This window comes from Corynebacterium sp. HMSC074C11, assembly GCF_001809455.1.
GTDB classification, from domain to species: Bacteria; Actinomycetota; Actinomycetes; order Mycobacteriales; family Mycobacteriaceae; genus Corynebacterium; species Corynebacterium amycolatum.
The window spans coordinates 29,296-48,123 of sequence record NZ_KV797727.1 but is presented as its reverse complement, the minus strand read 5'-3'; the positions used below and the strand labels follow the sequence as shown (position 1 = coordinate 48,123).

18 protein-coding genes are annotated in these 18,828 nt (G+C 58.7%); 8 read left to right on the top strand and 10 right to left on the bottom strand.

Translation table 11 applies throughout. The features are described from left to right. Window positions 1-2 precede the first annotated feature (2 nt). The 4 genes from HMPREF2614_RS03010 to glpX all read right to left on the bottom strand — a co-directional run bounded on the left by HMPREF2614_RS03010 (window position 3) and on the right by glpX (window position 5,107). On the bottom strand, window positions 3-1,601 hold the full coding sequence (locus HMPREF2614_RS03010) for an MDR family MFS transporter (RefSeq protein WP_070560102.1): 1,599 nt from the start codon (window positions 1,599-1,601) through the stop codon (window positions 3-5). After that, complete coding sequence (locus HMPREF2614_RS03005) at window positions 1,591-2,286, bottom strand: TetR/AcrR family transcriptional regulator (RefSeq protein ID WP_224786636.1); 696 nt, start codon at window positions 2,284-2,286, stop codon at window positions 1,591-1,593. The genes HMPREF2614_RS03010 and HMPREF2614_RS03005 overlap by 11 nt, the downstream gene beginning before the upstream one ends. Window positions 2,287-2,520: 234 nt before the next feature. Then, a complete protein-coding gene (locus HMPREF2614_RS03000; RefSeq protein WP_048733835.1) occupies window positions 2,521-3,921 on the bottom strand; it encodes a class II fumarate hydratase in 1,401 nt (466 codons plus the stop codon). A gap of 160 nt (window positions 3,922-4,081) precedes the next feature. Continuing rightward, the gene (gene glpX / locus HMPREF2614_RS02995) at window positions 4,082-5,107 is read right to left on the bottom strand and encodes a class II fructose-bisphosphatase (RefSeq protein ID WP_038626141.1); all 1,026 of its coding nucleotides are present in this window, start codon (window positions 5,105-5,107) and stop codon (window positions 4,082-4,084) included. Window positions 5,108-5,477: 370 nt separating this feature from the next. Here glpX and HMPREF2614_RS02990 point away from each other — a divergent pair, with 370 nt between their 5' ends. Next, window positions 5,478-6,107, top strand: a complete 630-nt coding sequence (locus tag HMPREF2614_RS02990; RefSeq protein WP_083300192.1) for a DUF4245 domain-containing protein — start codon at window positions 5,478-5,480, stop codon at window positions 6,105-6,107. A 118-nt stretch (window positions 6,108-6,225) separates the two neighbouring features. On the opposite strand, the gene HMPREF2614_RS02985 is transcribed toward HMPREF2614_RS02990, so the two are convergent. The 4 genes from HMPREF2614_RS02985 to HMPREF2614_RS02970 all read right to left on the bottom strand — a co-directional run bounded on the left by HMPREF2614_RS02985 (window position 6,226) and on the right by HMPREF2614_RS02970 (window position 10,705). Next, complete coding sequence (locus HMPREF2614_RS02985; protein ID WP_070560098.1) at window positions 6,226-6,516, bottom strand: exodeoxyribonuclease VII small subunit; 291 nt, start codon at window positions 6,514-6,516, stop codon at window positions 6,226-6,228. 61 nt (window positions 6,517-6,577) lie between these two features. After that, on the bottom strand, window positions 6,578-7,813 hold the full coding sequence (gene xseA / locus HMPREF2614_RS02980) for an exodeoxyribonuclease VII large subunit (protein WP_070560096.1): 1,236 nt from the start codon (window positions 7,811-7,813) through the stop codon (window positions 6,578-6,580). A gap of 107 nt (window positions 7,814-7,920) precedes the next feature. Continuing rightward, the gene (locus HMPREF2614_RS02975) at window positions 7,921-9,075 is read right to left on the bottom strand and encodes a DUF6542 domain-containing protein (RefSeq protein WP_070560094.1); all 1,155 of its coding nucleotides are present in this window, start codon (window positions 9,073-9,075) and stop codon (window positions 7,921-7,923) included. 79 nt (window positions 9,076-9,154) lie between these two features. Beyond that, entirely contained in the window at window positions 9,155-10,705 is a 1,551-nt protein-coding gene (locus tag HMPREF2614_RS02970) for an AI-2E family transporter (RefSeq protein ID WP_070560092.1), read from the bottom strand. Window positions 10,706-10,799: 94 nt separating this feature from the next. On the opposite strand from HMPREF2614_RS02970, the gene ychF reads away from it, so the two are divergent. Both ychF and HMPREF2614_RS02960 read left to right on the top strand, forming a co-directional pair. Then, window positions 10,800-11,882 (top strand): redox-regulated ATPase YchF, encoded by a 1,083-nt coding sequence (gene ychF, locus HMPREF2614_RS02965; protein WP_070560188.1) that lies wholly within the window; start codon window positions 10,800-10,802, stop codon window positions 11,880-11,882. A 20-nt stretch (window positions 11,883-11,902) separates the two neighbouring features. After that, window positions 11,903-13,414: a recombinase family protein gene (locus tag HMPREF2614_RS02960; protein ID WP_070421670.1), complete on the top strand. Its 1,512-nt coding sequence runs from the start codon at window positions 11,903-11,905 to the stop codon at window positions 13,412-13,414. Window positions 13,415-13,954: 540 nt separating this feature from the next. On the opposite strand, the gene HMPREF2614_RS02955 is transcribed toward HMPREF2614_RS02960, so the two are convergent. Further along, window positions 13,955-14,359, bottom strand: coding sequence for a MerR family transcriptional regulator (locus tag HMPREF2614_RS02955; RefSeq protein WP_048733850.1), 405 nt, complete (start codon window positions 14,357-14,359; stop codon window positions 13,955-13,957). Window positions 14,360-14,528: 169 nt separating this feature from the next. On the opposite strand from HMPREF2614_RS02955, the gene HMPREF2614_RS02950 reads away from it, so the two are divergent. Further along, complete coding sequence (locus HMPREF2614_RS02950; protein WP_034664651.1) at window positions 14,529-16,088, top strand: SulP family inorganic anion transporter; 1,560 nt, start codon at window positions 14,529-14,531, stop codon at window positions 16,086-16,088. 169 nt (window positions 16,089-16,257) lie between these two features. On the opposite strand, the gene HMPREF2614_RS02945 is transcribed toward HMPREF2614_RS02950, so the two are convergent. After that, the gene (locus HMPREF2614_RS02945; protein WP_218079069.1) at window positions 16,258-16,794 is read right to left on the bottom strand and encodes a hypothetical protein; all 537 of its coding nucleotides are present in this window, start codon (window positions 16,792-16,794) and stop codon (window positions 16,258-16,260) included. A 35-nt stretch (window positions 16,795-16,829) separates the two neighbouring features. Between HMPREF2614_RS02945 and HMPREF2614_RS11270 the strand changes: the two genes are divergently transcribed. The 4 genes from HMPREF2614_RS11270 (at window position 16,830) to HMPREF2614_RS11105 (ending at window position 18,801) form a co-directional block, all read left to right on the top strand. Further along, the gene (locus HMPREF2614_RS11270) at window positions 16,830-17,093 is read left to right on the top strand and encodes a recombinase family protein (RefSeq protein ID WP_371325817.1); all 264 of its coding nucleotides are present in this window, start codon (window positions 16,830-16,832) and stop codon (window positions 17,091-17,093) included. Window positions 17,094-17,121: 28 nt separating this feature from the next. Next, window positions 17,122-17,304 (top strand): helix-turn-helix domain-containing protein, encoded by a 183-nt coding sequence (locus HMPREF2614_RS11265; RefSeq protein ID WP_246815668.1) that lies wholly within the window; start codon window positions 17,122-17,124, stop codon window positions 17,302-17,304. Window positions 17,305-17,474: 170 nt separating this feature from the next. Beyond that, on the top strand, window positions 17,475-18,497 hold the full coding sequence (locus HMPREF2614_RS02935) for a DUF4192 domain-containing protein (RefSeq protein WP_049181628.1): 1,023 nt from the start codon (window positions 17,475-17,477) through the stop codon (window positions 18,495-18,497). 160 nt (window positions 18,498-18,657) lie between these two features. Continuing rightward, window positions 18,658-18,801 carry a hypothetical protein gene (locus tag HMPREF2614_RS11105; protein ID WP_016456431.1) on the top strand — a complete coding sequence of 48 codons (144 nt, stop codon included), beginning with the start codon at window positions 18,658-18,660 and terminating at the stop codon, window positions 18,799-18,801. Window positions 18,802-18,828 lie beyond the last annotated feature (27 nt).

Here is an 18,828-nt window from a genome sequence, read left to right as displayed (position 1 = left end):
AATTACTCGACGGTTTCCTTCAAAGGATCCTCGCGAACGAAGAACACAATGATTGCTGCCAGAATAATCACTGGCGTTAGTACCAAGAAAATCGGCGTCAAACCATCGTTGTAGCTGGAGATCAGCGCTTCATGGATTGGCGCCGGCATGCTATCCAGTACATGCGGTGTCAGTGAGCCAATCGACTTAGAGGAAAAGCCCTCCGGGCCCATCTGTTTTGCGAACTCCGCTGCAGCCTCCGGTGATGCGGCCTTGATTTGTTCGACAGCCGCCGGAACGCGTTCGCCTGCCAGGTCCTTCATCCGGTGGATGAAAATCGAACCCACAATGGAGGAACCGACCGCACCGCCAATCTGGCGGAAGAAGTTATTCGCAGCGGTAGCGGTACCGACCATGGCGACCGGGAAGGAGTTCTGCACGATGAGAACCAGAACCTGCATGCCGGTTCCCAGGCCGAAGCCCATGATGAACAGGTAAACACCAACCTGCCACAGTGGGGTGGTGGTCTCCAGCGTGGACAGCAAGTAGAGGGAGACAGCCATAATCATCAGGCCGACGAAGGGGTAGAAGCGGTATTTACCAGTCCGGGAAACAATCTGGCCCACGCCAATCGAGGTCAGAAGCATGCCGACCATCATCGGCGTCATCATCAAACCTGCAGCGGTCGGTGACATTGAGTGCACCATCTGCAGGTAGGTCGGAATATAGGCCATAGTGCCGAACATCGCGATACCCAGAATGAGGCCCGACACAGTCGTGAGCACGAAGTTCCGGTTATTAAACAAGTGCGTCGGAATCAGTGGGTTGGAAACGCGAGTCTCGGTGAGGAAGAACAGCCCCCAGGAAACGACAGAGGCAACGATAAGCGAGATGATGATCCGGGAGTTCCAGTCGTACTGTGTACCGCCCCACGTGGTGGTGAGAATTAGCGTCGAGGCAGCAGCGGTCAAGAACGTCGTACCGATGTAGTCGAAGTTTCCTTCGCGCTGGCGTCGGGGCAGCTTCAGGAAGGCCGCAGCTGCCGATAGTGCAATCACGCCCATCGGGACGTTGATCCACAGACCCCAGCGCCAGCCCGGGCCGTCGGTGAACCAGCCTCCCAGTACTGGTCCCAGCACAGAACTCAGGCCGAACACAGCACCCATGATGCCCATGTACTTACCGCGCTGGCGTGCGGGAATAACCTCGGCCAGGATGGCCTGTGAGGAAACCATCAATGTACCGCCAGCAAATCCCTGAAAAGCGCGGGCGGCGATGAGCAGGCTCATGGAGCTGGTGACTGCACCCATGACGGAACCAATCATGAACAGAGCGATGCCCATCATGAACAGGCCCTTGCGCCCAATCATGTCACCGAGCTTGCCGACAATCGGCATTGCCACAGTCTGTGCCAACAGGAATGCAGAAATAACCCACGACATGTGGTCAACTCCGCCGAGCTCGCCGACAATGGTCGGCAGGGCGGTGGCGAAAATCATCTGCCCCAGCGAGCTCATCAGCATAGTGAGAATGAGCGCGAAGAAGATGATTCCCAAGTGGGACTTGTTGTCAGAAACCGTGGTGTCGGTTTGGCCTTGAGCAGTGGTGTTGCTAGCTGTCACTATTCCTCCTCCAGAAATTTTTAACGACGTCGGCGGCGTCGTGAAGCGGTGTGTCTGTTGTGAATTCGTCCCGATGAGCCGATGAGTAGAGCACGCATTCGCGGACGAAACCGACCGACAGTGCTACCTCGTGCCCGACGGGCAGCTCGGGGTGCGTGCGCGACTGTGGATTCATCTCGAAATAGCGCTCAAATGCGGACCGGACGCGGCGCATTGAGCTGCCAAAATTGGAAATGACAACCGTCGAGAGCTTTGGCTCATTGCGCAAAATCTCGCGGATACGCTCCTTGAGCATGCGGTGAAATTCCTCGGTTGCCCCCAGCTCTTTATATCGGAGTAGCTGGGCCCGCTGCTTTTTCTCGATGAAATTGAGCATGTCCGCAATGGGGTCTTGGTGGGTTTGGGCGAGGAATGTCTCTTCATCGTCAGCATCGAATGACATGATGCCGTTGCCGAAGATGGATTGATCCTTGGAGTCGAAGTAATTGAAGAATGTGCGTCGACTGATATTGACCCGCTGGCAGATGTCTTCGATGTTGACGTGGTCGTATCCGCGATCCAGCACAAGAGTGGTCGCGGCATCGGCCAAAGCGCAGTGTGTTTGAAACCTTTTGAGCTCCCGGAGACTGCATTCGGGACGTTCGCCCGGGTCCAATCTGGGAGAAGCTTTTTCATCAATTTGCACAAGGTGCAAAGTTACACCGAGTGCAATGTGGTGGCAAGTTGATTAATCAACAAAAAGTTTGCCGCAGGGCGCATCCCCGGCAGTATGGCAGGGGTCGAATGGGGGACACGAAGTCACTCTCCGATCATTGCGAATGGGGAGTACCAAAACAAAGGACCCCGGAGTCTCTCAACGAAGTGAGACTCCGGGGTCTTATACGGAAGGTGCATTCACACCTTTGAGCTCAGAAAAGAACTAGTCACGATCAGTGTTGGCCATTGCCAGCACGTCGAGGCGCTTGTCCAGCTCTTCCTCGGTCAGCTTCTCGCCGTCGACGAAGCCCATGTCAATAACAGTCTGACGGATGGTCTTACCTTCCTTCAGAGCGGTCTTAGCGACCTTAGCTGCGTTCTCGTAGCCGATGGCGGAGTTCAGCGGGGTCACAATCGACGGGGAGGACTCAGCCAAAGTCTTCATACGCTCAACGTTCGGCTCGATGCCGTCGACCAGCTTCTCAGCGAAGACACGTGCGGTGTTCGCCAGCAGCTTAGCGGACTCCAGCACGTTACGTGCCATGACCGGGATGAAGACGTTCAGCTCGAATGCGCCGTTAGCACCCGCGAACTCAACAGCGGTGTCGTTGCCCAGAACCTGCGCTGCGACCTGGGTGGCGGTCTCGCACAGAACTGGGTTGACCTTACCTGGCATGATGGAGGAACCCGGCTGCAGGTCCGGCAGGTGAATCTCAGCAAGACCGGTCAGTGGGCCGGAGCCCATCCAGCGGATGTCGTTTGCGATCTTGTTCAGGGAGACTGCGACGGTGCGCATAGCGCCGGAGAATTCCACCAGGCCGTCGCGGTTAGCCTGAGCCTCGAAGTGGTTCTGAGCCTCGCGCAGCTCCTTGATGCCGGTCAGCTCGACGAGCTCAGCGGTGACCTTGGCGCCGAAGTCCGCCGGGGTGTTCAGGCCAGTGCCAACAGCGGTACCACCAATTGGCAGCTCGCCCAGACGCGGCAGGGTCGCCTCGATGCGCTCAATGCCAGCCTCAATCTGGCGAGCGTAACCGGAGAACTCTTGACCCAGGGTCACCGGAACAGCGTCCATCAGGTGAGTGCGGCCGGACTTAACAACGGTCTCCCATTCCTTGGCCTTCTTAGCCAGGGACTCCTGCAGAACCTTCAGTCCCGGGATGAGGTCCTTGACAGCTGCCTCGGTTGCTGCGACGTGAGTAGCAGTTGGGAAGGTGTCGTTGGAAGACTGGCCCATGTTGACGTGGTCATTCGGGTGAACCTCAACACCGTTGGCCTTTGCGATGGATGCAATGACTTCGTTGGTATTCATGTTGGAGGAAGTGCCCGAACCGGTCTGGAAGACATCAATCGGGAACTCAGCATCGTGCTTGCCTTCAGCAATTTCCTTGGCAGCGGCGACGATGGCATCTGCCTGCTCAGCAGACAGCAGGCCGCGGTCCTTGTTGACGATGGCGCAAGCTGCCTTCAGCAGACCCATAGCGCGAATCTGTGCAGACTCCAGCGGACGGCCGGAAATCGGGAAGTTCTCAACTGCACGCTGAGTCTGTGCGCGCCACAGTGCGTTAACCGGAACCTTGACCTCGCCCATAGTGTCGTGCTCGATGCGGAACTGCTGCTCTGTCATTCGTTGCCTCTTTCAGTTAGGGGAACTTGAGTGCGTGCACAACGGCCGATTTCGCATGTCATTTTCATGCGATGCAGAGCCGCTAGCGCATTCGCCTTCAAGTATGAATCAGATTGATAAAAAAGTGGTGCCCTGAGGGCACCACTAAAGGGGTAGTTACTTACAGATCGATGTCAGGCATCTCGCCCTTGCCGTAGTCGATGGTGGCGTACTTACGCAGCTTCTCCAGGGAGTGGAAAGCCTCGATGCGGCGAATGGTGCCGGACTTGGAGCGCATAACCAGCGAGCGGGTCCATGCACCGTTACCGCGGTAAGCGACGCCGCGCAGCATGTCGCCGTTGGTGACACCGGTGGCAACGAAGTAGCAGTTGTCGGATGCGACCAGGTCATCGGTGGTCAGAACACGAGAAAGATCGTGTCCAGCGTCGAGAGCCTTCTTAATTTCAGCCTCATCGCGCGGGTGCAGTTTGCCCTGGATCTCGCCGCCCATACACTTCATGGCGCATGCGGTGATGACACCTTCTGGGGTGCCGCCGACGCCCATCATGATATCGACGGAGTTCGTGTCCTGCGCTGCGGCAACAGCGCCGGCAACGTCACCGTCGCCGATTAGGCGAACCTTGGCGCCAGCCTCGCGGATGTCACGAATCATGTCAGCGTGGCGCGGGCGATCCAGCACGACAACGGTGACATCTTCCGGACGCAGACCCTTGGCCTTAGCGACGGCTTTAATGTTGTGCTCAACCGGAGCCTCGATGTCAATCTTGCCGGCAGCTTCCGGGCCAACAGCAATCTTGTCCATGTAGAACACAGCCGATGGGTCGTACATGGAACCGCGGTCTGCAGCGGCAAGAACAGCGATGGAGTTCGGGCGGCCCTCAGCCATCAGAGTCGTGCCGTCAATCGGGTCAACCGCGATGTCAACGGCCGGGCCTTGGCCGTTGCCGACCTTTTCGCCGTTGAACAGCATCGGGGCTTCGTCCTTTTCGCCCTCGCCAATTACAACGACACCGTTCATAGCCACGGTGTTGATGAGCTGACGCATGGCATCGACGGCAGCGCCGTCGCCCTTTTCCTTCTGACCACGGCCGACCCACTGGCCGGCTGCCAGTGCAGCGGACTCAGTAACTCGGACGAGCTCCATCGCAAGGTTGCGATCTGGTGCTTCAGGATTCGAGGCGTTCATTGAATTCTGGCCCTTCCGTCTTTTTTAGGAACTCTTTTGAGGTTTGAGAATGTGCTGGGAGACGCCACGCCAGGAAACTGGGGTTTGGCGCTGCAACAATTTCTATTTATCGATGTTTGGCGCGTCCTTTTGAGCGCCATTGCATCTGTTACTAGTGTTCCACCTTTTTCATGTTCGGGGGTGGACGCAGCGCCAAAGTGGGGGGAGCTTCAGGGCTAAACCCCCACATCATGCGGGTATCAAAAGTTTGTTCCGGCGTCAGTTCGCTTGACGACGTCGACAGCGTCCGTCATCAAGTATTGCTAGCCGCAGCTGTGCGGATGCGACTGATGACTAGGTTCGTTGCGAGGCCTTTGGCATACTTGAGCGCGTGGCGAATGAGAAACCTAGGATTTTGCAGGACAGTCGAGACATGGTTCTCACCCTCGTGGTGATGTTTCTTGCGGTGGCTGTCACCATCGGCTTTACCGGCCTGTGCAGTTTTAACCCCGGGAAGCCGGAAAACGGTCCGGTGCGCGAGGTCGATGCCGCCCCATTCGTGAACATGGAGGCTCGGCGCGTGGACTATCCAGTTCGCCTGCCGAAGGTGCCTGAGGGCTGGACTTCAAACTCGACCCGCGCGGGTATGGCAGCGGGGAAGCAGACGACCATTATTGGCTATGTCACCGCTAGCGGAGCATTCATTCAGGTCACGCAAACAGATGCGGAAGCAGGTCAGCTGCCGGATGACGGTAAGAATCGTCTCCGCGACGGTACCACTGACGTGGAAGGTACAACCTGGACTAAGTATGTGCCGGCTGAGGACAACGTGCGTCGCGTATGGGTTGGGGACCTCGGTGACTCCCGCGCAATTATCGAGGGCACTGCCAACGACGAGGAGTTCACACAGTTGGCGGCGGCTTTGCAGAAGGCCGAGCCAATCGATCCGGACGCGACAATGCCGGATCCGTCACAGCCACAGCAGACTGCGTCCGAGACGCCATCGGCACCAGCAAAGTAGGCCGAGTCGAGCACTCACCTGGATTGGTAATCCCAACTAGGGCCATAAAATAGCTGAACTCAGCTATCGGCGACGAGACGAGAAACGACGTGCACTGACGGTCGTTCCTCGTCTCTTTTTATTCCTTACCGCCCCCATTCTCGGCCGAAGTCGCGGCATCCTGATTTTTGCTGGCCAAGGCGGCTTCAACCTTTGCCCGGGCGCCAGCCAAATGCTCCTCGCAGCGGCGGGCCAACGCCTCGCCTCGCTCCCACAGCGCCAGGGATTCATCCAGGCTCATCTGCCCGAGTTCTAGGAGCTTGACGGTCTCGACGAGTGCATCTCGCGCCTGCTCGTAGCTCAGGTTCTCAACCGGTACCTGTTCCTCCGAAGAGGGAGCCTGACCCGCGCCGAAAACATTGTCATTCATTAGCGAATACGTCCTTCACATCTAGTGATTAAAGCTTCAAGGTTGGAAAAGTCATTGCTTACTAATTCGCCGGCTTCGTAGCTAGCGTCGCTGCAGAGATGGAACCGTCACTGACGCGAATTCGCAGTTGGGAACCCATCGGAGCATCTGTAATAGAAGTCACAATCTGTGGTTCTGGCTGAGCAGCCGATTGTGCCTGCACGATGGCATAGCCGCGAGCGAGTGTGGCAGAGGGGCCAAGTGCTGAAACCTTGCCGCGCAATCCCGATACCACTGCTTCCTCGCGTTCCAGACTGCGGTGAATGAGAAAACGCAGCCGATCCACCTGCGCCGTGACAAACTCGTCACGCACGCGGATGGGAGTGAGTGGATCGCGCAGTACCGGCCGCGACGTCAAATCCCGCAGGGTCGCTACTTCACGGTCAACCCATCGCCGCAGAGATGCTGAGGAGCGCTCACGCAGCTGTGCAATTAGGCGGCGTTCCTCAGCAGCATCGGGCACTGTTTTCTTCGCTGCATCCGTAGGTGTGGCAGCACGTAAATCAGCGACGTAATCCAACAGCGGAGTATCCGGCTCGTGTCCGATCGCAGAAACCACCGGTGTTGTCGCCTTACTCACCGCACGAATCAGCGCCTCATCTGAAAAAGGCAGCAAATCTTCGACACTGCCACCGCCACGGGCGACGATGATGACATCGACCTCCGGGTCGGCGTCGAGCTGTGCCAGCGCCTCAATAATCTCCGGAACAGCCTTGGCTCCCTGCACAATTGTGTTGATTACCCGGAAGTCCACCTCAGGCCAGCGGGCACCCGCAACCGAAAGCACATCGCGTTCAGCTGCCGAACCGCGACCGGTAATCAACCCGATTTTGTTGGGGAGGTAGGGCAGAGGGCGTTTCAGCCGTGGATCAAAAAGGCCTTCCGCCGCTAGCGCCTGGCGCAGCTGTTCCAGCCGTGCCAATAGTTGCCCCAAACCTACGGGCCTCCACTCCGTAGCCCACAGGGAAAACTGCCCCCGCCCGGCATAAAACGCAGGCTTACCCAAAACCACTACGCGGTCGCCGTTGCGCAACGGATTATTGCGCAGAGCCGCGGTAGAACAAGTCACCGACACCGAAAACTCCGCGGAGGTGTCACGCAGAGTGATGTAGGAGAGCTTCCAGCTCGGCTTGGAGTTGACCTGGGCGATTTCCCCCTCGACCCAAATCTGTCCAAGGCGCTCAATATAGTCCTTGACTAACTGGTTCAGGCGCCGAACCTGAACCGGTTTCTCGGCCGACGTTTCCATTTTCGACATACATCAACACTTACACGATGGGGCGGATCGCCCTGCTAATAAACGCAGGTTGCCCACAGGCTAAATTTGCCTGTGGGCAACTGTGACGGTAAAAGTGCAAGCCCGAGCTACTTGCGGTAACGAGACCTGCTATCGCGGCCGGTTATCCGCTCCTGGCGAGGGCGCTGCTGTCGCGGTGGCCACTCCTCGGTGTGGCGGTGGTTGCCCACTTGGCGTGCGGGGCTCTGTTGAGACTTTTCGGACGGAGACTCCGGTGAAGACTGTTCTCCCCACATCCGTGCCGTTCCTTCAGCTTGACGACGGGGAAATTCTGGCGTTGGCCGCTGCGGTGCGTTTGGCCTTTCAATCGGACGACGAGGCTGCTGTCTAGTCGATTTTGGCGAAGTGGAATCCTGAGTGAACTGCACCTGCCCCGGATGCGGGCGAGACTGCCAACGGGAGGTTGGCTGCTGAGCCCGCTGTGCGAAATTCGAGCGCTGCTGGGCACGCTCCCCAGAACGGTCAACTGGTCGCTTACGCAGTTGCTCGGCGTTGCGCGATGCCGAGTTGGCGTTCGCTGCAGGTCGGGCACCAGAACGAGAAGTCTCCTGCCGAGAGCGTGCAGCTTGCTGGCGCGCCTGGCGGCGAGCTTCGGCATCTCGGATAATGTCCGCAGCGGGACGTCGTGAAGCAGGACGTTCCTGGGTACGAGAGGCGACCCGGCGATCAGATTCGGCGAGACGACGGCGAACCTGAGAGCTGGATTCGACAGCGGCTTCGTCACGGTGCTGGCGTTGTTTAGCGACCTTGCGCTGGGTGTTGAGGGATTTCTCCTGGGTGCGGGTGATTTCGAGGTAACGCCACACTGCGATGATGACACAGATAATCATCAAGACCAGCAGCCACGGGAACTGCTGGATGATGGGATATGCCGAGGTCACCAGGCGAGCGCGTTTAGAGGTCGTCGCGGTCGCGCCACCATTTTCAGGATCGGCGAGAGAACCGGTAAACCACGCTGTGAAAAAGGTGACAAGCGCGAACAAAATGGGGATTTGAGCGACGGTAACTACCAGACCGCGAGGAACCACCAACAGTGTTCCGGCCACAGCAGCCACGGCAAAAGCAATGAAGTAGGGCTTGCCAATCGAACCGTTGGGAACAGAAAAGAGCAAACCAATAACGCCAGCTAGAAGCATCAGCAACGGCGGCACAAACATTGGCACGCGTGGAAGCAGGGGTTTGTTTCCACTGCCTTTACGGGTTATTGCTGATCTGTTCGACACGAATGCGTATCCTACCGGTTATTAGTGATAATACGGGCAAGCCCGGTATGTGGGCTCGCCCGTGTCTTAAAATTTCGCCTTACTTCTTTTTCTTAGAGAAAGACCCGGAGACCACTTCAGAGACTTTATGGAAGGCCTTGGTCATCGTTCCCTCTTCCTGCTTGGTCGGACCAGCATCGGGGGAAACCTTACCGGCGGTGCGAGCATCTGCCTTCACGGCGCTCTCTGCAGAGCTGTCGGAGTCGTCACTGCCCAGGCGGAACGAAGCCAGTCGGTCGCGCATCGCACGGCCGGCAGCTTCAATCTGAATGCCGGAGATCGATCCGGCATCCGTGGCGAACTCGATATCCTTTGCGGTCTTGTCACCCGTACGCAAATCTGTGAGGTCGCCGAGGTAGCGGAACCAGACCGCGACGACTGCAGTGACTGGCACCGCGAGGAAGGCGCCGATGATGCCGAAGATACCGCCACCGAGCAGAACCACCAGCAGGACGATTGCGGCGTGCAGGTCCATAGCCTTGGACTGCAGAATCGGGGAGAGGATATTGCCCTCAATCTGCTGGACGGCAATGATGATGAGCAAGACAAAGATTGCTGTGGTCAGGCCGTTGGCAACAAGTGCGACTACCACTGCAATGAAGCCGGCGGTGAAAGCACCGACAATAGGAATGAAGCCAGCGAAGAAAGTCACCACGGCCAGAACCATTGCCAGCGGCACATTCAAAATCGCAAGACCAGCACCGATGAAGACCGCGTCGATAAGCGAAACGATAGCCTGCGTGCGGATGTAGCCCGACAGCGTGTTCCAGGAGCGGGTGAGTACCTCCGTGAGATGCCAGCCGAGGCGACGTCCGGTCAGGCGGCGGAGCCATGGCAGGAAGTCCTGGCCGTCCTTGATGAAGAAGAACGTCAGAACCAGCATTGCCATCAAGGTTACGGCGACCGAGGAGACCACCGAGATGCCTTGGAAGACTGTGTTGGCGATATCGCCGGAGCGCTCCTGAAGCCATGTGGACCCCTGGTCCAGAGCATCGAGAATCTGCTCATCCTTGACGTTAAATGGTGGGGCCTGAATGATGTTCTGGACTTCTTGGATGCCGTCGGTGAACTGGCGACGCAATTCTGGGAACTGCGACTGCACAGTCGGTGCGAGGACCGCGACAACGCCGCCAAGCACCGCCAGCGCGCCTAGGATGACCGTCAGTGCGGAGAGCGCGCGGGGCCAGCGGTGCTCCATCAGGAACACTGCGGGCGGAGCCAGCACCGTGGAGACAATCAGGGCCAACAGAATCGGCAGAACGCCAGCCCAAATCTTTCCCAGAATCATAGCGCTGACGTACAGCGCCGCTGCGGTGATGAGGAAACGCAGGCACCAACCTGCGAACCATCGGGCGCCCTCGCCAATGACGTCGGCGCGGTCGATGGACTCGGAGTCGTTTTCGCTCATAAGCTCATCGAGATTCTCAGCATCTTCCGGCAAATCCGGTTGCGTTACCGCTGACTTATGGGCGTCGGAGGGGATAGACAGAGACTGTTCTACACACAGAGGCTCCGATCCCATTACGTGATCGATAGCGTCTTTTTCGGACTGTGCAGTCCACTCTTCGCCTTCATTGGGTTTATTGCTCACATATTCATTATGGGGGTTCGCAGGGGATAGGGGGCAACTTCACGAAGTTAGGGCGAGTTCAAATCTGTCTTCCCAAGCCCGTAAGATGGGCAATGTGAGTCTTACACTTGGAATCGTCGGTCTGCCCAATGTCGGAAAGTCAACCCTGTTTAACGCCTTGACGCGCAACGATGTGCTGGCTGCGAACTACCCATTCGCCACCATCGAGCCGAACGTCGGTGTTGTGGAACTTCCCGATCCCCGTTTGAATAAGCTCGCGGAAATTTACAAATCGAAGCGTATCGTTCCGGCTACGGTGTCGTTTGTGGATATCGCCGGCATCGTCAAGGGCGCATCCGAGGGTGAAGGTCTGGGTAACAAGTTCCTCGCCAACATCCGCGAGGCTGACGCGATCTGTCAGGTCGTCCGCGTCTTCAATGATGACGACGTCGTGCATGTCGACGGCAAGGTCGACCCGGCCTCTGACATCGGTGTGATTGAAACCGAGCTGATTCTGGCGGATATCCAGACTATTGAGAAGGCGCTGCCGCGGCTAGAGAAGGAAGCCAAGAAGGACAAGGACAAGGTCGGCGAGGTTGAGGCCGCCAAGCAGGCTCATGCCGTACTGGAAGAGGGGCGCACCCTCTTCGCTGCTTCCGATGATGTGAAGCTGTCGGCTCTGCGCGAGCTGCACTTGCTCACCGCAAAGCCCTTCCTCTACGTTTTCAATGCTGACGAGGAAGTGCTTGCCGACGAGGACCGCCGCGCGGATCTGGCCGCCGCTGTGGAACCGGCGGACTGTGTATTCCTCGATGCGAAGGCTGAGTCGGACCTGCTGGAGCTGGATGAGGAATCCCGCAATGAGCTGCTGGCCGAAATTGGTCAGACTGAGCCGGGCCTGCATTCGCTTGCTCGCGCTGGTTTCCGCACGCTGGGGCTGCAGACTTACCTGACTGCTGGTGAGCAGGAAGCTCGTGCGTGGACTATTCGCAAGGGCGCTACGGCTCCGCAGGCTGCCGGTGTGATTCACACTGACTTTGAGCGTGGCTTCATTAAGGCCGAAATTGTGTCCTTCAACGACTTGGTTGAGGCCGGCTCAATCGCTGAAGCGAAGGCCAAGGGCAAGGTCCGCCAGGAGGGCAAGGACTACATCATGCACGACGGTGATGTGGTGGAGTTTCGTTTCAATGTAACCTGAGGCGCGCTAGTGTTAGCGGCATGACAACACGTGCTGCTATTTACCTCCGTATCTCGCTCGATGCTGCCATGGACGGCCTCGCCATCGACCGGCAGCGCCAGGACTGCGAAGCCCTTGCCGAGCAACGCGGCTGGGACGTCGTGCATACCTACGTCGATCAGTCGATCTCCGCGTCGAAGAAGGACGTGGACCGCCCCGACTACGACGCGATGGTGGCGTCCTTTGAGCGCGGCGAGATCGACGCGATCATTTGCTGGGACCTCGACCGCCTCACACGGCAGCCCTGGCAGCTCGAAGAGTGGATCGACAGGGCAGAGGAGCAGGGGCTGAAACTCGTCACTGCGAACGGTGATGCTGACCTTGCCACCGACGGCGGCAGAATGTACGCGCGCATCAAAGCAGCCGTGGCACGCGGCGAGATCGAGCGAAAGAGCATGCGCCAGTCTCGTGCGCAACAGCAACGCGCCGAGCAGGGCCGCTGGTACTCCGGCGGTGTGCGCCCTATCGGCTACACCTCCACCGGCGAGATCATTCCATCCGAAGCCGCCGCCGTGCTCGGTATGTTCCGCGCTGTCGAGAGGGGCAACTCCATGCGCGACATTGCGCGCGCCTTATCTGGGGTCGATCAACCGGGCTTGCCGGATATCCCGACCACGCCGCGCCATATGTACACCGTGGTCACAGAGCGCAACGCTCGACGCCGCGCTGAAGGCCAGGAAGAAAAGCCGGTTCCCGACGCGCAGCCGTGGGCCTACACGTCGTTGCACTCGATCCTGCGCAACCCCGTGTATGCGGGTTACTCCACTTATAAGAAGGCCAAGCGCAAAGGCGTGAAGAACAAATACCGCCGTGTCACGCATATCGTCCGCGACCCCGATACCGGCGAGCCGGTGAAAGGGCAGTGGGAGCCGATCGTCACACCAGATCTGTGGTGGCGCGTGCAGAACGTGCTCGACGATCCCGACCGGCTGACCAACAAGGAGCGCCGGAACACTCGCCGCCATCTCGGCTCGGGTCTGTATGTCTGCGACGAGTGTGGCAACCCCGTGCGCACACATGCCGACCGCTACCGCTGCGCCGCCTGTGGATTAGTGCGCACACATAGCGTCGATGATTTTGTGCTCGCCGTGATCCGCGCCCGCCTTGGCCGTGACGACCTGGCGGACCTGCTGCCGACTGTGGACGACGACGAGGTCAACGCCATCGACGACGAACTCGCTGAGCTTCGCGCAAAGCTCGCCCGCGTCCAGGCTGACTACGATGAGGAGCTTATCGAGGCCCGTGACCTCAAGCGCGCGCGAAACCGTTATGAGCCGCAGATCGAGAAACTCGAAACGCGCCGTGCCCGTCTTGCTGGCGCATCGGCGCTGCTCGACACAACCGGCTACGCCTCGCCCGTGGATGCCTTCGACAACGCAGAGCTTGCCGTGCAGCGCCGAGTCATCAATACCCTGTGCCAGGTGCGCCTGCGCCGTGGCGTGCGCGGCACCAAGACCTTTAACCCTGAATCGGTGCAGATCGTGTGGAACTAGGTTGCAGTGTGTGACACGTCAACAATCGCGCGCATGCGCTGCGGCGCGCAAAGCTCTTACGAAGGAACGCCACGGGAGCCGGCAGTTCGGGGGAGATCTGCCTTCGTGTATCGGGGGCGACACTGCTCAACCGTGGCGTTCGCAGGAAGTATGACACGGCTCTTGTTACCCCAGAGGTCGTAGGTTCGAATCCTGCCCCCGCTACCAACTTCCAAGCCCCTACCAGGAGAAACACTGGTAGGGGCTTTAGTTATTTCTCTTAAGGCGCACGTCCTGGGACTCAAATCGGGACTTTAGCGATGGCATTTTGTCACTTAAGCCGGTTTGGAAGTGATGGGGTTAAGTGACAATTTTCGATTTTGTGACCTTGGATGACTGTGTCGTTTTGAGGAGTCGTCTGCACGGATTTCAGAAGTCCTCTGTACTATCGCCATCCACTCCGGAGAGGCCGCGGGCGTTCGTCCACTTCATCTGGAACGCGATTCGACAGAGCGCATTTAATACGATGGTCTTTTTCTCCCTGCGAAGGATGGGGGCAGTTTAGGGTACCAGGGTGTTGACCAGATCGAGGAATTCCTCAGCGTAGGCAATTTGCTTGCGTAGCTTTTCGTAGCGGGTGCGCGTCTCCTCACGAATGTCGGCAAGGGTGGCCTTGGCATTACTCCGTGCCTGCTGTGCGGTATCACTGTCCTGCCCGCCATCTGAACTATGAAGAATCTCCGCAGCTTCCAGGAATTCCCGCATCTGATCCAGAGTAAACCCCAGCGGTTTCATCCGTCGCACCAGCAAAACACGACGTACATCAGCCTCACTATAAAGCCTGAACCCACCAGGGCTACGCCCCGATGGGGTAATCAGGCCGACGTTGTCATAATAACGCAAGGTGGGAATCGACAACCCCGTCTGGTCAACGACCTCGCCGATCTTGAAATTACTGTTTTGCATTGCCTGTTCTCCTTCACGGTGATGTTGCCCACGGGTTCCTGTGCCTGGGTTGGCGGTTGAGTAAAACTCCCGCTACCATGACCACCATCACCAAACCTAAAGTTACTAGAGGGTTGGATTCCTTTCGGGCGTTCGCCCAGTTACCTATCCCCTCAAAGATTGGACATCTATGACTGAAACTAGCACGGCGGCCCCCCGCCCCCTCCTGAGTCCAGACGGCGCTGATGCCCCTACCGGGATCATCGCATCCTTCCGTTACGCATTTTCTTCCCCCGCCCGTATCCGTATAGAGATTCTGGCCGGACTGGCGGTATCCCTGGCGCTGATCCCTGAGGCCATTGCCTTTTCCATCCTTGCCGGTGTTGACCCAGCCATGGGTCTGTTTTCCTCGGTAGTCATGGCCATTGCGATCGCCTTTACCGGTGGCCGCCCGGCAATGATCACCGGCGCCACCGGGGCTATTGCCCTAGTCATTGCTCCTGTGGCGCGTGGTTACGGGATGGATTATTTCATCGCCACCGTCCTGTTGGGCGGTGTCCTACAAATCGTGCTCGGCGCCCTCGGTGTGGCGAAACTTCAGCGTTTTATCCCCCGATCGGTGATGCTGGGTTTCGTCAATGCACTGGGCATTATGATTTTCACCGCCCAACTCGAACACCTCATTGATGTGCCTTGGATAGTCTACCCACTCGTCGGCTTGGGTGTGGTGATCATGATTTTCTTCCCCAAGCTCACCAGTGTGATCCCCGCCCCGCTGGTCACGATTATCGTGCTCACCGGTTTGGTCATTGCCGCCGGTTTGACTGTCCCGACGGTCTCGGACATGGGCAAGATGCCGGAGACCTTACCGTCCCTGTTTATTCCGAACGTGCCGTGGACGTTGGAGACCCTGCAGATCATCGCGCCTTATGCCCTGGCCATGGCCGTGGTCGGTCTCATGGAATCGTTGATGACCGCCAAGCTCGTCGATGACATCACCGACACTCATTCCGATAAAACTCGTGAATCCTGGGGACAGGGGGTGGCTAATATTGCCTCCGGTTTCTTCGGCGGCATGGGTGGCTGCGCGATGATCGGTCAAACCATGATCAACGTCCGCGAATCCGGGGCACGTACCCGCCTATCCACCCTGTTAGCCGGTGTGTTCCTGCTGGTCCTGGTCCTGGCACTGGGCGACATCGTTGGCATGATCCCGATGGCTGCCCTGGTGGCAATCATGATCATGGTCTCGGTCGGCACCATCGACTGGCACTCGGTGCATCCACGCACCCTTAAACTCATGCCGGTCTCTGAGACCATTGTTATGGCCGTGACGATTATTGCCACCCTAGCCACCAGCAACCTGGCCATTGGTGTGGTGTTGGGTGTGGTCACCGCGATGATCATGTTCGCCCGTCGGATGGCACATATCGCTTCCATTGAAAAGGTCTCCGAGATCGACGGCGACGGCGATGGAGAGATTGATACTCGTACCTACCGGGTGCATGGCCAGTTGTTTTGGGCATCAAGCAATGACCTGGTTTATCGCTTTGATTACACCGATTCTGCCCGTCATATCACTATTGATCTCACTGAGGCGGAGATCTGGGATGCCTCCACGGTCGCGACCTTTGACGCGATTACGCAGAAGTTCCAGGACAGAGGCAAAACCGTGTCCATTATCGGGCTCGACGGTCCCAGTCAGGACCGGCTGAACCGCCTGTCTGGCCGGCTTGGCACCGGCCACTAACATCCCCCGACTCGAGCACATCGACTTGGCGCCCCAACTTATAACCGGGGCGCCAGTTTATTGGTGCTGTTGCAAAGTTGGGGCATAGGAAGAGCATAAAAGAAGCGTAGCGGTTAACCGCTACGCTGTGTTGTGGGGATTTTTACTTTTTACGGTGCACGTGTTCTAGTTAGTGGTTCGTTTCTTTCCTCGGGTGATTGCGACGGTATTCCTCGACTAAGTGAGCAATACCCGGCGCAGCCTGGGACAACATCCAGGTCATAAGCGCTATAAGAACCCCTATGACGATAAGTGTTAACGCCAACCAGCCCAGTGTTGGGCCGATGCCGTTGGCCTCCTGGACGTGACCCCACAAGGCAGACACGCCGTCGGGTATGCCGAGCATACTTAGCAGCCCGTTCCCCAAGGCTCCGACAGCAACGAGTGCGATAGCAACGAAGAGAACACTGGCTGCAATCCACGAGGCAGACATGCAGGCCTTAATAAAGTTCGTGTTCGACTTTTCCATATCGTCGTTATACTGCTTGCGTTCTGCGCGTATCTCCTCCAGCAGCTTTTCGTTGGACTCCTTCTCCTGGAGCAGAGCGCTGCGAGCCTTCTTAGAGGCTTCTGCTGCCTCGTGCAGGCTCTTAGGCTCTTTCGACATTGCCTCAGATACAGCTACTTCTACCAGCGGTTCCAGGCTAGAAGTCAGGCTCGAAGTCATCTGAGCGTTCAGGCTCTGGCTGCGACCCGGACCACATCTACTCAGACACCATCTCCGGCACCAACTGGCAACGGCCTGGTCTTGATGACGCGCTGGCGTACATGCGCCCCGACGACACGCTCGTTGTCACGCGCTTGGACAGGCTCGGCCGCAGCCTCGCGGACACCGTGAACACCATCGCTGACCTCGCCGAGCGTGACATCAACGTCAAGGTGTTGGAGCCAGCGCTGGACACGTCGAAGCCCACCGACAAGGTGGTTATCAACGTCATGGCAAGTCTTTGCCGAGTGGGAGCGTGACCTGCTTGTCCAGCGCACCCGTGAGGGCGTGGCGCACGCCCGCGCACAGGGCAGGGTCGCCGGCCCCAAGCCGAAGCTCAGCGCTGAGCAGGCGCAGATGGCCAAGGAGCTTATCGACGGCGGCAAGTCCGTCAGCGCTGTAGCGCGCACCTTTAACGTCTCGCGGCCGACGATCTATCGCGCTCTCAAGCGCATCGAAGCCGACGCTTAAGCACAGGCTGCGTCGCTAGCGCTCGCACCCGGCGAGAAGGCATCAGGCTGCGCTAGCGACGCTCGGCACACATGAGTGCTGCACTGCTGGGATACGCCTGCGACCGGCAGAGCCGGGCCGAATACGGGATTGACCACATACACCCCGTATTCGTGCAAAGGAGCACTGCCATGTCCACCCATTCTCACACGCTTGCATCCCACGGCGAGATCCTCGCGAACCTCCCCGGCATCCTCGGGTTCTACCCGAACAACTCGCTGATCCTCGCGTTCTTCGTCGACGACGAGGGCGTCGACACCGTCCGCCTCGGCCCGGTCGCACGGTTCGACCTGGACGAAGCAGTGGAGAAGCTCACCGAGAGCCGCGAGCGGTTCGCAGCGTGGGTCCACCACCTCGAACTCGACGCTGTTATCGCGTACATGATCAGCGATGACATTGCGCAGCCGGTCTTCGACGAGACGGCCACGTACCTCACCAGCGGGGCCTCGCCGCTACCGCCGCTGCTCGGGGTGGTGCAGGTGCCCGAGATCGTCACTGGGGCTGCTTGGTGGTCTGTGTACCAGCATCCGCTCATCGACGAGCCGCGCCACGGTGTTGTCGGCGAGGTCGCCGCATCAGCGGCGCTGCAGCAGATGCTAGAGCACACCGGCGAGCTGCCGGAGCCGAGCAAAGACGACATCGAGGCACGGTTGAACAGCACTGACCACGGCATCGACGCTGCCGAGCACGCCGACATCATCGAAGACGCGCTGGCGTATATCCCGCCCATGTTCGCAGACGTGCTGCAGCGTGAGTATGAGCAGGCGGCGGCAGGGATCACCCAGCCGAGCGCTCGCGCTGTTCGGTCTGCGCTGAAATGCTTCACCACGCCGCGCTTGCGGGACACGCTGCTTGCCGCACTGCTCGATGACCCGCAGGCGGGCCTTGCGTTCATAGAGAAGGTTATGCGCGCTGTCCCGACCAGCTGGCCAGGCATGCGCTCGCAGCTCACCGCCACTGTTGCCGTGCTCGCTCACGCCACAGGCCAGCCGGGGCTAGCTGGCGTGGCTGCGCAGCGAGCCACCGAGATCGGGCCAGACGAGAACTTCCCGTCGCTGGTGGCGAAGCTGACCGATATCGGCCAGGGCGAGCGGATGGTCGAGCTTGTCCGCGAGGGCGCTGAGAAGACCCGCACGATCTTGTTTGCCGAGTAGCACCACACACCCCGTTGTAGCAATGCAACGGGGTTTCTTTTTCTCGCGGGGCCTTGGCTTGCGACGACAGACACCGCAACGAGGCAGGGGAGTGACCTTTAGACAGCAGAGCTGTCTCCAACAGACGGATTGACCATCAATCCGAACAAGGAGGCACGTGATGCGCGACATCACCCACACCGACCTGGAACTGCTCTACCAGCTCGCCGACGGCATCGACGGCGAGGACGCCGATCCGGGCGCAGCACAAGAACTGCGCGACCTAGAGGCGGCAGGCACACCGCTGCCCTGGGCAGTGTTGTAACGACAGCGCAACCGCCCCGCAGCAGCA